Source organism: Pseudomonas baltica, from assembly GCF_014235765.1.
Taxonomy (GTDB): domain Bacteria; phylum Pseudomonadota; class Gammaproteobacteria; order Pseudomonadales; family Pseudomonadaceae; genus Aquipseudomonas; species Aquipseudomonas baltica.
In genome coordinates, this window is record NZ_JACMYH010000001.1 from 376527 (window position 1) to 391477 (window position 14951).

Consider the following 14951-nt stretch of genomic DNA (forward strand, 5'->3'; position numbering starts at 1 on the left):
ATCCACACCAGTGCGCGGCGCTCCCGGACGCGGCTTGCGCCGCTGCTACAGGTTCTCGGTTCCACCGCATCCCCCGGTCGGCCAAGAACCCGAATCCCCCGTAGGAGCGGTCAGCGGCCGCGAAGAGAGCGCCGCGGTACGTCGTTCAATGCACGGTGTGTCATTTGCTGCAGCTGATTGCGCGTGCGGCTCAGGCCAACTCGCGGACCAGATTGCCCAGCGTCTGCATGGCGGCCAACTGAACCTTGCCCATCGGCGAGCCGTAGTTCAAACGAATGCAGTTGCCGAATCGGCCGCTGGCGGAAAAGATCGGGCCCGGCGCAATGCTGATGCCTTGCGCCAACGCCAGGCGAAACAACTGCAGCGAATCGACTCTTGTCGGCAATTCGAGCCACAGGAAGTACCCACCCTCGGGGCGACTTACCCGGGTGTCTTGGGGAAAATAACGCGCGATGGCCGCCATCATTGCTTGCTGCTGGCCCTGCAGTGCACCGCGCAACCGATGCAGGTGTCGATCATAGCCGCCGTGTTGAAGGTAGTCGGCAATGGCCGCCTGACCCGGCACCGAAGCGCAGATCGAGGTCATGATCTTCAGGCGCTCGACTTTCTGCGCAAAGCGTCCGGCAGCGACCCAGCCGATCCTGTACCCGGGTGCCAGGCTTTTGGCGAACGATCCGCAATGCAGCACCCAGCCATCGCTGTCATAGGCCTTGGCCGGGCGCGGCGCGTGTTGGCCGAAGTACAGCTCGGCGTACACGTCATCTTCGATCAAGGGCACCTGGTGTTCATGCAGCAGCGCTACCAGTTGACGCTTGCGCGCCTCCGGCATGCTTGCACCGATCGGATTCTGGAACGTCGGCATGCACCAGCATGCCTTGATCGGCAGGCGCTGCAGAGCGTTGGCCAAGGCATCCACGTCCAACCCGTCGCGCGGATGGGTGGGAATTTCAACCGCCTTGAGCTTGAGCCGTTCCAGCACTTGCAGGCAGGCGTAGAACGCCGGTGCCTCGATCGCCACCATGTCGCACGGCTCGGTCACCGCCTGCAGGCACAGGTTCAAGGCTTCCAGTGCGCCGTTGGTGATCAGCAACTCATCGACCGGCAGGTTGATGCCGGCTATGTTGTAGCGCAAGGCGATCTGCCGGCGCAGCTCGGGGCTGCCCGGCGACAGATCGGTGACCGTTTCGCGCGGGTGCATGGCTCGGCTGGTACTGGCCAGCGAGCGCGCCAGGCGCGGCAATGGAAACAGGTCAGGGCTGGGAAAGGCAGACCCCAGTGGCACCGTGTTCGGATCCTTGATCGAATCGAGGATGGAAAACACCAGCTCACTGACGTCGACATCGGTCGACTCGGCCAGCACCTGCGAGGTCGCCGAGGGCTCCTCCAGCGATCGTTCGGCCAAGGCATTGACGAAGTAGCCGGAACGCGGACGGGCGCGGATCATTCCGCGTCGCTCGAGCAGGTAATAGGCCTGGAACACCGTAGAGGGGCTGACACCCTGAGTCTGGCTGGCATGTCGCACGGAGGGCACGCGCTCGTCGGGCTTCAGCACGCCGGTGCGAATGAGCTCGGCGATGTGGTGGGCAAACTGCTCGTAGCGTTTCATGACCGGCCTGGGTCCATGGGCGAGGGCCGCACTATGCCACAGCGGTGCGCACAGCCGGCAGGCCATGCGCACATGGCTTGCCGGTGACCAGTGCCGGGTTCAGGCCTGGATCGGCGCAGGGTCGATGGGAGGGTCGCCAATCGGGGTGGGTGGCACGGTCGGTTGCACCGGGACACCGTCCGGATCGTCTTGAGGCACCGTGGGTGGCACGTCCGGCAGGGGAGGTTCGTCGATGTTCGGATCCGTTGGTTCAGGCGGAAGGGGAAGGTTCATAGGGCGGCCTCTGGTGGGTAATGGACATATGCCTGTGGTAGACATCGTTTACAACGATTTCGGTCCGTCCAAGCGCGTTGCAACGTGTAAAAGCATATGAACTTTCCCTCGAGGCTTGGCTCCGAACCTAAGCGAAAGACAAACCCGGTTCACTTCACCGCTTGCACAAGCACAACAGCGTCCAGGTGACGCACAGGAGCGAGGCTCGATGACGGCTGATCAGACTTTCCAAGCGGACCAGAACGCGACCGACGAACAGACGCCAGACCACGTGCTGAGCCTGTCCCAGGCGCTGCTGCTGCCTCGGATCGTGATCGAAGACACGCAGCCTGTCATTGACGGTGGTCAATTTGCCGTCAAGGCCATCGTCGGCCAGACGGTCACGGTCAGCACCAAGGTCTACGCCGACGGTCACGACAAGCTGGCCGTGGTCCTGCGCTGGCATGAGGCGGGCACCGACACCTGGCACAGCACTGCCATGCGCGAGCTGGGCAACGACAGCTGGGAAGCCGAGCTGGTCGTCGACAGCGTCGGCACCCATGCCTATTGCATCGACGCCTGGATCGACCAGTTCGCCAGCTACCGCTACGAACTGGAAAAGAAGTACGCCGCTGGCGTGACCATCGACCTAGAACTTGAAGAAGGCCGCGTGCACCTCGAGCAGGCCGCCAGCCGCAGCCAGGATACCCTGGCACGCCAACTGCGCCAGTTGCACGACGAATTGCAGGGGCTGGATCAGGACGCCAAGGTCGCGCTGCTGTTGCAGCGTGACACCCAAGCCTTGATGTCCCTGGCGGACTCGCGCGCGTTCCTCTGCTCCAGTGTCGAATATGCCCTGGACGTAGAACGCGAACTCGCGCAGTTCGCCAGCTGGTACGAGTTGTTTCCGCGCTCGATCACCGATGACAAAGCTCGTCATGGCACCTTCAATGACGTGCACAGCCGTCTGCCGATGATTCGCGACATGAATTTCGACGTGCTGTATTTCCCGCCGATCCATCCCATCGGACGCGCTCACCGCAAGGGCCCGAACAACTCCCTGACCGCCGGCCCGGACGATCCAGGCAGCCCTTATGCCATCGGCAGCGCCGAGGGTGGGCACGAGGCCATTCACCCGCAGCTGGGCACGCGTGAAGACTTCCGCAGGCTGGTGGCCGCGGCGGCCGAGCACGGTCTGGAAATCGCGCTGGACTTCGCCATCCAGTGCTCCCAAGACCACCTGTGGCTCAAAGAGCACCCGGGCTGGTTCAGCTGGCGCCCGGACGGCACCATCCGCTATGCGGAAAACCCGCCGAAGAAATACCAGGACATCGTCAACGTCGACTTCTACGCTGCCGACGCAGTGCCGGGCCTGTGGACCGAGCTGCGCGACGTGGTGTGGGGCTGGGTCGAGGAAGGCGTGAAGATCTTTCGCGTCGACAACCCGCACACCAAGCCGCTGCCATTCTGGCAATGGCTGATCGCCGATATCCGCAGCAAAGACCCAAGCGTGATGTTCCTTGCAGAGGCGTTCACCAAGCCAGCCATGATGGCGCGCCTGGGCAAGGTCGGTTACTCGCAGAGCTACACCTACTTCACCTGGCGCAATACCAAGCCGGAGCTGACCACCTATTTCACCCAGCTCAACCAGGCACCGTGGGCGCACTGCTACCGGCCGAACTTCTTCGTCAACACGCCGGACATCAACCCGTTCTTCCTGCACGACAACGGCCGCGCCGGGTTCCTCATCCGCGCGGCGCTGGCGACCATGGGCTCCGGCCTGTGGGGCATGTATTCGGGTTTCGAACTGTGTGAATCGGCGCCCATCCCTGGCAAGGAAGAGTATCTGGACTCGGAGAAGTACGAGATCCGCCCGCGTGACTTCACCGCCCCCGGCAACATCATTGCCGAGATCGCCCAGCTCAACCGGATTCGCCGTCAGAACCCGGCGTTGCAAACACATCTGGGCGTCGAGTTCTTTCAGTGCTACAACGATAACGTCCTGTATTTCGGCAAGCGGACCGCTGACCGCAGCAACTATGTGCTGGTCGCCGTGAGCCTCGATCCACACAACGTCCAGGAAGCCCATTTCGAGCTGCCGCTGTGGGAGTTGGGCCTGGACGACGATGCGGCCACCAACGGCGAAGACCTGATGACCGGGCATCGCTGGACGTGGCACGGCAAGAATCAGTTCATGCGGATCGACCCTGCCTATCAACCGTTCGGTATCTGGAGGATCACCCGCGTACAGCCGTAGGCAAGTGCCACGTCGTACGCCGCACTCGGTGTCTCACGCTGCTCCAGGCGATGTCCAGCCGCTCCAGACACGCTGCTCACTACAGGGAATCCACAATGGCGAAAAAGCCTCGGTCGCAAGCGTTCATCGATGATCCGCTCTGGTACAAGGATGCGGTTATCTATCAGGTCCACGTCAAGTCGTTCTTCGACTCCGACAACGACGGCATCGGTGACTTTCCGGGGTTGATCGCCAAACTCGATTACATCGCCGATCTGGGCGTCAATACCATTTGGCTGCTGCCGTTCTACCCGTCGCCGCGTCGCGACGACGGCTACGACATCGCCGAGTACAAGGCGGTGCACTCGGACTACGGCACGTTGGCCGATGTGCGACGTTTCATCAGCGAGGCGCACAAGCGCGGCTTGCGTGTGATCACCGAGCTGGTGATCAACCACACTTCCGACCAGCACCCCTGGTTTCAGCGCGCGCGCAAGGCCAAGAAGGGCTCCAAGGCTCGCGATTTCTATGTGTGGTCCGACAGCGACGAGAAATACGACGGAACGCGAATCATCTTTCTCGATACCGAGAAGTCCAACTGGACCTGGGACCCCGTCGCAGGCCAATACTTCTGGCACCGTTTCTATTCGCACCAGCCGGATTTGAATTTCGACAACCCGCAAGTGATGAAAGCAGTCATTGACGTCATGCGCTACTGGCTGGACATGGGCATCGACGGCCTGCGCCTGGATGCCATCCCGTACCTGATCGAGCGCGACGGCACCAACAACGAGAACCTGCCCGAAACCCACCAGGTGCTCAAGCAGATCCGTGCCGAGATCGACGCCAACTACCCGGACCGCATGCTGCTGGCCGAGGCCAACCAGTGGCCCGAGGATACCCAGCTGTACTTCGGCGATGCTCACGGCGACAACGGCGACGAGTGCCACATGGCGTTCCATTTCCCGTTGATGCCACGCATGTACATGGCACTGGCGCAGGAAGACCGCTTTCCGGTCACCGACATTCTGCGCCAGACGCCTGCCATTCCAGCCAACTGCCAATGGGCGATCTTCCTGCGCAACCACGATGAACTGACCCTGGAAATGGTCACCGACCGTGAGCGCGATTACCTGTGGAACTACTACGCGGCCGACAGCCGCGCGCGGATCAACCTCGGCATTCGTCGTCGCCTGGCGCCGCTGCTCGAACGTGACCGCCGCCGGGTCGAATTGCTCAACAGCCTGCTGCTGTCCATGCCCGGCACACCGACCCTGTATTACGGTGACGAAATCGGCATGGGCGACAATATCTACCTGGGTGACCGCGACGGTGTGCGCACGCCCATGCAGTGGTCGATCGACCGAAACGGCGGCTTCTCTCGCGCCGACCCGGCCAGCCTGGTGCTGCCGCCGATCATGGATCCGCTCTATGGCTACCAGTCGGTCAACGTCGAAACCCAGGCCAACGACCCGCACTCGCTGCTGAACTGGACCCGGCGCATGCTCGCCGTGCGCCGTCAGCAGAAAGCGTTCGGCCGCGGCACCCTGACCATGCTCACGCCGACCAACCGCCGCATCCTGGCCTACGTGCGTGAATACACCGGCAGTGATGGCAAGACCGAGATCGTGTTGTGCGTAGCCAACGTCTCGCGTGCCGCCCAAGCGGCTGAATTGGATCTGTCCCCGTACGCCGGCATGGTGCCGGTAGAGATGCTCGGCGGCAGCGCCTTCCCACCCATCGGTCAGCTGAATTTTCTGCTGACCTTGCCACCCTACGGCTTCTATTGGTTCCTGCTGGCCAGCGAAACCCAGATGCCGAGTTGGCACGTCGAACCGGCCCAAAGCATGCCTGACTTCCAGACCCTGGTTTTGAAACAACGGATGGAGGAGTTGCTCGACGAGCCGTCGCGCAGCACTCTGGAAAACACCTCTCTGCTGCAGTACCTGCCCAAGCGACGCTGGTTCGGCGGCAAGGACGTGGCCATAGACAACCTGCGCATCGCTTACGGCGTGCGCTTCGGCACGCCGCAAAGCCCGGTGCTCCTCAGTGAGCTGGAGGTCACCGCCGGTGGCCAGACCAGCCGCTACCAGTTCCCGTTCGGCTTCATTCCCGAGGAGCACAGCGGCTCGCCGCTGCCCTTGCAACTGGCGCTGTCGCGTGTTCGGCGCGGCCGTGAAGTCGGCCTGATCACCGACGCCTTCGTCCTGGAAAACTTCATCCACTCGGTGATCGAAGGGCTTCAGGTCGAGAAGACCCTGGCGACCGGCGAAGGCGAGATCCGCTTCCAGGCCACCGAGCATCTGACGGCCCTGAATCTCGACCAGACTTCGGTGATCCGCTACCTGTCGGCCGAGCAGTCCAACAGCTCGGTCGTGGTCGGCGGCAGCCTGGTGCTGAAGATGATTCGCCGCGTCAGCGGTGGCATCCATCCAGAGCTGGAAATGGGCGCCTACCTGACCGCCGCGGGCTACGCCAACATCTCGCCGCTGATGGGGTCCGTCAGCCGTGTGGATGCCAGCGGAACACCGCACTTGCTGATGATTGCCCAGGGTTACCTGAACAATCAGGGCGACGCCTGGGAATGGACCCAGAACAACCTCGAGCGCGCGATTCGCGACGAGATGGCCTTCGCCCATTCCGAACAAGGCCAGCGCTACGACGCACTGGGCGAGCTGGCAGACTTTGCCGGCATGCTCGGCCAGCGCCTGGGCGAGATGCACGTCGCCCTGGCGGCGTCCGGCGCCCAGGCCGATTTCCTCGCCCGGGTGAGCAACCAGAAAGATGCCCAAGGCTGGGCTACAAGCATCGCCAGCCAAGTCGAGCGGGCGCTGGGCCTGCTCGAGCAGCGCCACACCGAATTTGCCGAGCAGGACCAGGCTTTGGTGGCCGAGCTGCTGGGCCGACGCGAAGAGTTGCTGGCCCAGGTCGAGCGCCTCAGCGCGCAGGCCACTGGCGGTCTGATCATGCGGGTCCATGGCGACCTGCACCTGGGCCAGATGCTGGTGGTGCAGGGTGATGCCTACCTGATCGACTTCGAGGGTGAGCCTGCACGGCCACTCGAAGAGCGCCGCGCCAAATACAGTCCTTACAAGGATGTAGGAGGCGTATTGCGTTCGTTCGACTACGCTGCGGCCATGGCGATCCGCAATGTACAAAGCACCGATGCCTCCGAGGAAGCAGCATCGGCGCGCCAGCGCGTGGCCCAGCGCTACCTGGCCGAGGCCCGCCATGCGTTCATCGGCGCCTACGACCTGGCGACCCAGGCCGTGCCACATCAGTGGCAGGACCCGGACGGCGCGCGCGCGGCACTGGATTTGTTCAGCCTGGAAAAGGCTGCCTACGAGATCGCTTATGAAGCGGAGAATCGCCCGAGCTGGTTGGCCGTGCCCTTGCACGGACTGTTCGGGCTCTTGAGTACGAGGGAGAATAAGCAATGAGTGCGCACAGCGAACATGGCAAGCGCGATTCCGGCGCGTTGCCGGCAAAAGCCGATATCGAGGCGCTGATCCGTGCCGACCATTCTGATCCGTTCTCGGTTCTGGGTGCCCATAGCGATGGCGGCACAGGCAGCTACATCCGTGCCTACCTGCCGACGGCCCTGAGCGTGCAGGTATTGGCCAAGGACGGGGGGCATCCACTGACGACCCTCGACCAGGGCGACGTGCCCGGGCTGTTCACTGGCCATATCGAGCAAAGCCAACCCTACCTGCTGCGCGTGCAGTGGGCCGGGGGGGTGCAGGTCAGCGAAGACCCGTACAGCTACGGCAATCTGCTCGGCGACATGGACATCTACCTGTTTGCAGAGGGCAAGCATCGCAACCTGGGCAGCGTCTTCGGCGCCCAGTTCATCGAAATCGAAGGCGTGCAGGGCGTGCGCTTCGCCGTCTGGGCACCGAACGCCAAGCGGGTGTCGGTGGTCGGTGACTTCAACGTCTGGGACGGTCGCCGTCATCCAATGCGCCAACGCTTCCCGGCCGGCGTCTGGGAGTTGTTCATCCCCGGCCTGCAGCCTGGCGAACCGTATAAATACGAGATTCTTGGCCAGCACGGCATTCTGCCGCTCAAGGCCGACCCGATTGCCCTGTGCACCGAGTTGCCGCCGTCCACCGCCTCGCGGGTGGCCAAGCCGATGCAGTTCGCCTGGGACGACAACGCTTGGCTGGATATCCGCGCCGAGCGCCACGCGCTGGGTGCACCACAGTCAATCTATGAACTGCACGCCGGTTCATGGATGTGCGAGCTCGACGAAGCAGGCGAGGTGGTTCGTCCCTACAACTGGCATGAACTGGCCGAGCGCCTGATTCCGTACGTGCAGAAGATGGGCTTCACCCACATCGAGCTGCTGCCGATCATGGAGCACCCATTCGGCGGTTCGTGGGGTTATCAACCACTGTCGCAGTTCGCGCCGTCGGCCCGCTATGGCACGCCGGAAGACTTCGCGGCGTTCGTCAATGCCTGCCACAAAGCCGAAATCGGTGTGATCCTGGACTGGGTCCCGGCGCATTTCCCCACCGACGAGCATGGCCTGGCGCGTTTCGACGGCACTGCGCTGTACGAATACGACAACCCGCTGGAAGGTTTCCATCAAGACTGGAACACGCTGATCTACAACCTGGGCCGCACTGAAGTGCATGGCTTCATGATTGCCTCCGCGGTTCACTGGCTCAAGCAGTTCCATATCGACGGCCTGCGCGTCGATGCCGTGGCGTCGATGCTGTACCGCGACTATTCGCGCAAGGCAGGGGAATGGGTGCCCAACGAGTACGGCGGCCGTGAGAACCTGGAAACCATCGCGTTCCTGCGTCACCTCAATGACGTGGTGAAACAGGAAGCACCGGGGGCCATGGTCATAGCCGAAGAGTCCACCGCCTGGCCGGGCGTGACTCAGCCCACACAGGAAGGCGGCCTGGGTTTCGACTACAAGTGGAACATGGGCTGGATGCATGACACGCTCAACTACGTCCAGAACGATCCGATCCACAGGCCGCATCATCACGGGCAGCTCAGTTTTGGTTTGGTGTATGCCTATTCAGAACATTTCGTGCTGCCGATTTCCCATGATGAGGTCGTGCATGGCAAACACTCGCTGATCGACAAGATGCCCGGTGACCGCTGGCAGAAGTTTGCCAACCTGCGTGCCTACCTGAGTTTCATGTGGACTCATCCGGGCAAGAAGCTGTTGTTCATGGGTTGCGAGTTCGGCCAGTGGCGAGAGTGGAACCACGATCATCAGCTGGATTGGTACCTCACCGAGTACTCCGAACACAAGGGTGTTCAGCAGCTGATCGCCGACCTCAACAGGCTGTACCGCGAAGTACCGGCACTGCACCAGCAGGACTGCCAGCCCGAGGGCTTCCAGTGGTTGATCGGCGACGACGCCACCAACAGTGTCTTTGCCTGGCTGCGCTGGAGTGCCAATAACGAGCCGGTGCTGGTGGTTGCCAACTTCACGCCGGTTCCGCGCGAGGCCTACCGCGTAGGCGTGCCGTTCGGTGGCGAGTGGGAAGAGCTGCTCAACAGCGACGCCGAGCAGTACGCTGGCTCCAACTACGGCAACGGCGGCAAGGTCTTCGCCGAAGAGGAGGGCAGCCATGGCCAACCTCACGCCATCAGCCTCAACCTGCCGCCGCTGGGTGTATTGATCCTGCGTCCTACGCGGGCCGATATCCAGGGCTGACGGTAATGAAAAGGAGCTCCTTCACGGAGCCCCTTTTTTTCGACTGAGTATCAAGTCTGCGTGTTCCAAGGGTCAGCGCAATCCCTCGTGCTGGGCGACGGTCGTCGACTCGCAGCTCCACAGTTCCAGTAGAAAATCACCCTCCCTGTGTTCCACCAGCCGGTGCATGCCCAATTCCGCGTGCAGCTGTTCGTGGACCTGCGTGGCCGTCTGCGGCGCACCCTCGATGCTCGCCAGCCAGTGACAGGCAACCACCTGGCCACCGGGGTTCAAGCAAGCACGAGCTTTCTCGATGACCTGGCTGAGGTCGGCGCGACTCAGGTAGTAACCCAGTTCATTGAGCACGATGAGGTCGAAGCGCTCGCCTGGCCAGTCGGCGGGCAGGGCAGCCTGTCGCGCCTGGGCGTGGGCGATGTCGCTCAGGCGCGCCTGGGTCAGGCCCACCGCGCGGGTATTCATGTCGCAGCTGAGCAGGGCGTCGCAGCGCGTGGCCAGTGCCAGGCTGGTCTCGCCGTTGGCACAACCGGGCTCGAAGATCGCGCCATAGCGCTCCTGCGGCAGGCAGGCGAGCAGCAATGCCCGCTTGCGCCGCTCGTACCAGCGATGACGCATGGCCCAGGGGTCGTCGTTGCCCTCGTAGAGCTTGTCGAAATACTGGTTGTCGACGCTTTGTCCGCTCATAGAAACACCACCTCGAACGGCTGCAGCAACCGCTCCAGAACGTAGGGGGGCAGCACAGGCGCCAGGCCTATCTGTGGATCGCCTTCCAGCTGACTGGCGAAGGCATGCACCGCATGGCTCTTGCGCGCCACCATCACCTTGTCCAGCGGCAGCTTACGCGCGCGCGACCATGGGATCCGATCGTCTTCGGGCTGCGCCCAGTGCCAGGTCCAGATCGGCAGTTCATGATGGCTCGCGCCAGCAGCCGCGGCCGCCGTTGCGCCCGCACGGCCTACCGCCTCATGGTCGGTGTGGCCATCGTTGCACCAAGTGCTGAACACCACATCTGTGGGCTTGAGGTAGCGCTGAATGAACTCGGTCAGTCGTTGCTCTTCGTGCGCCACACCGCTGTCGGCAAAGCCTCCGCGAATCCATTGCAAGCTGTGCAGGGGTAGGCCCAGACGGTGTAGCGCCTCGGCGCTCTCCTGCGGCCGCACGGCGCTGAGGCGTTCGGCGGGCCACGTCTGCGAGCCCGGATGGCTGGCGCTGCCGTCGGTGACGGAAATGATCAGGATCTGCCGATCCAGACCTGCCAGCAATTGCAAAAGCCCACCACAGCCGAGCACTTCATCGTCCGGATGCGGGGCGATGATCACCGCCCGCGAGCCAGTCGGTACCAGTGTCTGGGCGTCGATCAATGGCAGTTCGGCCAAGTGCCGCGAGCCGCGCCAGGCCTGCAGGGGCGTGCCCTGGCCTACGATAGGGTTTTCTTTCATAAACTCCAGGTCCGCGTCGTGGGGGCACCGAGCAACTGGCCCAGCGCAGCGAGGTCGCGCTCGGCATGGCTCTGTCGCAGGTATACCGGCAGATCGGCGATCAACCGGGCGAAGTGAGGATCCTTGCAGTACGGGGCCGCGCCCAAGGCGCGGCCGACATGGCTGATGACGGTGTCGGCGGTGTGTTCAGCCACCGCGCGGCACAGTCGCGCCGAATGCTCGAAATGGCCATCGGGCTGCAGATCGGCAGCAATGGCGGCCTGGCGCAGGACGGCAATGCAGGCCGCCAATGCCCGGTCCACTGCGCCCAGGTGCGCCAGTGCATGAGGTTCGGGCCGGGCATGGCAGTGCTGGGCCAGATAGCGCCCAAGCTCACGGGCGGCACCGAACCAGCACGCGGCGATGCCGATGCCGCCCAGCCAGAAACCGGGGCGGTTGAGGTAGCTTCCTGCGGTTCCGACGCACCAGCCCTCGGCGTTTTCCAGCAGGATCTCGACGCTGCCGGTGTTGGCCATGCCCACGGCGTTCCAGCCGTCGTCGGTGACGCACAGGTTGGCCTGGTCCATCGGCACCGCGACCAGTTGTTGCTGGCCATCGTCATCCCAGGCCGTAAGCAGGCCATGGGTGACGACGCTGGCGCCCGAACACCAGGCCTTGCGGCCGCTGAGCAGCACGCGGTCACCTTCGTGGCGAACCATCACCCGTGCCTGGGGCGGCTCCGAGGCCCAAGTGCCCCAGATCGAGCCCTCGGGCGCGAGATCGGCACCCAGTTCCTGCATGATGGCCAACGCGTCAGTGTGGCCTTCGTACAGTTTGCACAGGCCCAGATCATGCCCGGCCACGGCCGCCAGGCACTGCCAGCGCTGCAAAGTGTCGCCACCGGCGGGCAGCGGCAGGCTGTCCAGGCCCGAGGCGCACAGCCGCCGCAGTTCCTTGCCCAGCGCTGCAGTGTCGGCGTAACCCTGCGCCGGCCATTTCAGAGCCTCGGTCAGGGTCGGTTTCATTCTTCGACATCCCGGTGCAGTTCGAACATCAGCATCGAGCGACCGGTCACCTGGAATTCGCTGCCGAATTCCAGACGCTCATGCTCACCCAGGTCCGGGCGGTTGGTGTCGATGCGGCAATTCCAGTATTCACCTTCCGGTACTTCGGGAAGGGTGAAGTTGACGACGTCATGGTGAGCATTGACGATCAGCAGCAGGGTCGCATCGGCGCCCGGTTTGCGAATGCCACTGGGCTGCGCGCGGCCATCGAGCATCATCCCCAGGCAGCGGCCATGGGCGTCTTCCCATTGCTCGGCGGTCATCTCGTTGCCCAGCGGGTCAAGCCAGGTCACGTCCTTGACGCCGATGGCTTCGTTGTACTCGCCGACCAGAAAGCGATTGCGGCGCAGGATCGGGTAGCTGTTGCGCAGCTTGATCAGGCGTTTGACGAAACGCAGCAGGCCCTTGCCGTCTTCGTCGAGCTCCCAGTTGACCCAGCCGATCTCGCTGTCCTGGCAGTAGGCATTGTTGTTGCCACCCTGCGTGCGCGAGAACTCGTCGCCGGCGACGATCATCGGCGTACCTTGGGAGAACAACAGGGTGGTAAAGAAGTTGCGCATCTGGCGCAGGCGCAGTTCGATGATTTCCGGATCGTCACTGGGGCCTTCGACACCGTGGTTCCAGGAGACGTTGTTACTGGTGCCGTCCTGGTTGTCTTCGTCGTTGTCTTCGTTGTGCTTGTCGTTGTACGACACCAGGTCGCGCAGGGTGAAGCCATCGTGCGCAGTGATGAAGTTGACCGAAGAATAGGGCCGGCGACCGCGCTGGTTGAACATGTCGCCCGAGCCGGTCATGCGCGCGGCGAAGTCGGCAAGCTGGCCGTCGTCACCTTTCCAGAACGCCCGTACGGTGTCGCGGAAGCGATCGTTCCATTCGGCCCAACCCGGCGCGAAGCCGCCCACCTGATAACCACCGGGGCCACAGTCCCACGGCTCGGCGATGAGCTTCACCGAGCGCAGCACCGGGTCCTGGCGACAGGCGACGAGGAAGCTGTGCCGTTCCGAAAAGCCGTCGTGGTAGCGGCCGAGGATGGTTGCCAGGTCGAAGCGGAAGCCGTCGACGTGCATTTCCGAGGCCCAGTAGCGCAGCGAGTCAGTGACCATCTGCAACACGCAGGGATGGCTCAGGTCCAGCGTGTTGCCGGTGCCTGAGTCGTTGATGTAATAGCGCTTGTTCTCGGGCATCAAGCGATAGTAGGAAGCGTTGTCGATGCCGCGCATCGACAGCGTCGGCCCTTGCTCGTTGCCTTCGGCGGTGTGGTTGTAGACCACGTCGAGAATGACTTCCAGGCCGGCGTCGTGCAGGTGCGCGATCATCTCCTTGAACTCGGCTATCTTGCCGCTGGCGATGTAGCGCGAATGCGGCGCGAAGAACGCAATGCTGTTGTAGCCCCAGTAGTTGTTGAGGCCTTTCTGCAACAGGTGCTGGTCGTTGACGAAGCCATGGATCGGCAGCAACTCGATCGACGTCACCCCCAGGTTCTTCAGGTGGTCGACCACTTCCGGCACGGCGAGGCCGGCGAAGGTCCCGCGCAGGGACTCAGGCACGGCAGGGTGCTGCATGGTCAGGCCGCGCACATGGGCCTCGTAGAAGATGGTCTTGTCCCACGGCACACTGACGCGATGGTCACGGCCCCAGGTGTAGGCCGGGTCGATGACTTTGCTCTTCGGCACGAACGGAGCGCTGTCGCGTTCATCGAAACTGAGGTCACCATCGGGATGGCCGATGGTATAGCCGAACAGGGCCTCGGACCACTTGAGTTCGCCTACCAGCTGCTTGGCATAGGGGTCGATCAGCAGCTTGTTGGGGTTGAAACGGTGGCCGTTCTCGGGGTCGTAAGGGCCATGCACACGGTAGCCGTAGATCAGCCCTGGGTGGGCGTCGGGCAAGTAGCCGTGGTAGATCTCGTCGGTGTACTCGGGCAACTCGATGCGCTCGATTTCCTCTTCGCCACTGGCATCGAAGATGCAAAGTTCGACCTTGGTGGCATTGGCGGAAAACAGCGCGAAGTTCACACCCAGACCGGTCCAGGTGGCGCCAAGCGGGAAGGGCAGGCCTTCGCGAATACGCGACGGTTCGGTCGGTTCTGGCGCGGGTGCAGCTTTCTTGTGCGGACTCATGGTCGATCCTTGCTCTTGGTTTGCACGCATACGGCGCAGGCAGATGTCATAGCATCATCGGTGTCTTCAGAGTCGGGAGGTGCTGAGGCAGGCAACGGGTCGGTGAACGTGCCGTCCGGGTGACGGGCACGTGAAGTTCGGTAACTGCAGCCATCCAGCCCTGGGGCTGGACCGACGGAAGATGTGCCCGCGTGCCAGGTAGCGGCAGTACGCGGGCGGGTGTCACTTTGCGGTGGGCTTTTTCGGTGGACGCGGCTTCTTCGGTGCCGGTGGCTTGCCAGCACCGTCGGCCTTGGCGGCGGGATCCGCTGCTGCATCGGCTGGGTCAGCAGCCTTGCCCGGGGCCTTGGGTTTGGCAGCAGGACCCTCGCCAGCTGGCTTGGGCTTGGGCTGAGCGGCCGCCTTGGGCTTGGCCGCAGCTTTGCCCTTGGCGGGCTTGGAAGGCGCTAGCGCCTCAGCCTCGGCCAGCTTGCGTGCCATCTCCCAATGGCGCTCGTCCTGCCCTTCGGGCTGACCTTCGGATTCCCAGATCTGATAGGCGAATTCGCGGACTCGTTTATCGTCGGCACTCATTTCAA

Annotated in this window: 10 protein-coding genes; 3 read left to right on the top strand and 7 right to left on the bottom strand. The window is 63.2% G+C overall.

Annotated features, from left to right (window positions below):
* Positions 1–190 precede the first annotated feature (190 nt).
* Both mapR and H7993_RS01860 read right to left on the bottom strand, forming a co-directional pair.
* The gene (gene mapR / locus H7993_RS01855; RefSeq protein ID WP_185793232.1) at positions 191–1606 is read right to left on the bottom strand and encodes a GntR family transcriptional regulator MpaR; all 1416 of its coding nucleotides are present in this window, start codon (positions 1604–1606) and stop codon (positions 191–193) included.
* 99 nt (positions 1607–1705) lie between these two features.
* Positions 1706–1879 (bottom strand): hypothetical protein, encoded by a 174-nt coding sequence (locus H7993_RS01860; RefSeq protein ID WP_163007558.1) that lies wholly within the window; start codon positions 1877–1879, stop codon positions 1706–1708.
* A gap of 208 nt (positions 1880–2087) precedes the next feature.
* On the opposite strand from H7993_RS01860, the gene H7993_RS01865 reads away from it, so the two are divergent.
* The 3 genes from H7993_RS01865 to glgB all read left to right on the top strand — a co-directional run bounded on the left by H7993_RS01865 (position 2088) and on the right by glgB (position 9774).
* A complete protein-coding gene (locus tag H7993_RS01865) occupies positions 2088–4115 on the top strand; it encodes an alpha-1,4-glucan--maltose-1-phosphate maltosyltransferase (RefSeq protein ID WP_185793233.1) in 2028 nt (675 codons plus the stop codon).
* 95 nt (positions 4116–4210) lie between these two features.
* Positions 4211–7534 carry a maltose alpha-D-glucosyltransferase gene (gene treS, locus H7993_RS01870; RefSeq protein WP_185793234.1) on the top strand — a complete coding sequence of 1108 codons (3324 nt, stop codon included), beginning with the start codon at positions 4211–4213 and terminating at the stop codon, positions 7532–7534.
* Entirely contained in the window at positions 7531–9774 is a 2244-nt protein-coding gene (gene glgB, locus H7993_RS01875; RefSeq protein WP_185793235.1) for a 1,4-alpha-glucan branching protein GlgB, read from the top strand. Before treS ends, glgB begins: the two co-directional genes overlap by 4 nt.
* 72 nt (positions 9775–9846) lie before the next feature.
* Here glgB and H7993_RS01880 read toward each other — a convergent pair whose 3' ends face one another.
* The 5 genes from H7993_RS01880 to H7993_RS01900 form a co-directional block, all read right to left on the bottom strand.
* Positions 9847–10455, bottom strand: a complete 609-nt coding sequence (locus H7993_RS01880) for a class I SAM-dependent methyltransferase (protein WP_185793236.1) — start codon at positions 10453–10455, stop codon at positions 9847–9849.
* Positions 10452–11210 (bottom strand): PIG-L deacetylase family protein, encoded by a 759-nt coding sequence (locus H7993_RS01885; protein WP_185793237.1) that lies wholly within the window; start codon positions 11208–11210, stop codon positions 10452–10454. The genes H7993_RS01880 and H7993_RS01885 overlap by 4 nt, the downstream gene beginning before the upstream one ends.
* Positions 11207–12214 carry an acyl-CoA dehydrogenase family protein gene (locus tag H7993_RS01890; protein ID WP_185793238.1) on the bottom strand — a complete coding sequence of 336 codons (1008 nt, stop codon included), beginning with the start codon at positions 12212–12214 and terminating at the stop codon, positions 11207–11209. The genes H7993_RS01885 and H7993_RS01890 overlap by 4 nt, the downstream gene beginning before the upstream one ends.
* Complete coding sequence (gene glgX, locus H7993_RS01895; RefSeq protein ID WP_122477839.1) at positions 12211–14373, bottom strand: glycogen debranching protein GlgX; 2163 nt, start codon at positions 14371–14373, stop codon at positions 12211–12213. The genes H7993_RS01890 and glgX overlap by 4 nt, the downstream gene beginning before the upstream one ends.
* A 222-nt stretch (positions 14374–14595) precedes the next feature.
* The gene (locus tag H7993_RS01900) at positions 14596–14946 is read right to left on the bottom strand and encodes a DUF2934 domain-containing protein (protein ID WP_185793239.1); all 351 of its coding nucleotides are present in this window, start codon (positions 14944–14946) and stop codon (positions 14596–14598) included.
* Between the last annotated feature and the right edge of the window lie 5 nt (positions 14947–14951).